This is a genomic window from Paraburkholderia sp. RL17-373-BIF-A (assembly GCF_046030175.1).
Lineage (GTDB): Bacteria > Pseudomonadota > Gammaproteobacteria > Burkholderiales > Burkholderiaceae > Paraburkholderia.
On record NZ_JARESO010000330.1, the window covers coordinates 1 to 819 of the forward strand.

Here is an 819-nt window from a genome sequence, read left to right on the forward strand (position 1 = left end):
TCGGTGGATGGCAGATCATTGGGCCGGCCCCTGCGAAAGCCGGACACGAGGTAACGCTTAAACTTTGAGGTAGTCTTACGCCTATGTTTAAGCCCAGCTCTAACGTGGAACCCATTGAAGTTTTGACCCAGCCCGAACAGCGCCGCCGGCGCTCTGTCGAGGAGAAACTCGCGATAGTGCGCGAAACCTTCGAGCCCGGCGCAACCGTTTCCGGAGTTGCCCGTCGTCATCAGGTGAATGCAAACCAGGTTTTCGCCTGGCGCAAGCTCTATCAGGACGGAAGCCTGTCAGCAGTCAGTGCCGGCGAGCAGGTGGTACCGGCATCCGACCTGGCCGAGGCGATGAAGCAGATTCGTGAACTCCAGCGACTGCTGGGCAAGAAGACGATGGAAGTGGAAATCCTCCGCGAAGCAGTGGAGTACGGCCGGGCAAAAAAATTGATTGCGCGCTCACCATTGCTGCCGGGGGACGACCGATGAAGACGGTCTGTTCCCGGTCATAGCTGCGGGGGTGACTGGCGATGACCTGGGCGCCATCGAAGATGCGCACCTGCTGCAGATCGGCGCGTACGCTTAGCGTGCGTCGCACATGCGTGTGCGGGATCGTGTCACTGACCGGCGTTATGGAGCCATTCCGGGATCGGCGTATTGGCGCCACTGCGTATTTCACACCAAGCTGGACAGCGATTTCACGTGAAGCTGGACAGTCGCCGCATGAGGTAGCGACGCGGGGCAACCGTGGCACGCTCGACACTTTGTCGGGAGCCACATGGCATACCCAAAGTTGACCATGCGTAAAATTCGTGAAGTGCTTCGCCTG

The 819-nt window shown here is 59.3% G+C and carries 2 pseudogenes; one reads left to right on the top strand and one right to left on the bottom strand.

The annotated features are described in order from the left end of the window. Nucleotides 1-83: 83 nt before the first annotated feature. Nucleotides 84-490, top strand: a pseudogene (locus P0D80_RS50680) (transposase); the annotation flags it as partial. Nucleotides 491-537: 47 nt separating this feature from the next. Here P0D80_RS50680 and P0D80_RS50685 read toward each other — a convergent pair. Further along, nucleotides 538-768: pseudogene (locus P0D80_RS50685) on the bottom strand (hypothetical protein); the annotation flags it as partial. Nucleotides 769-819 lie beyond the last annotated feature (51 nt).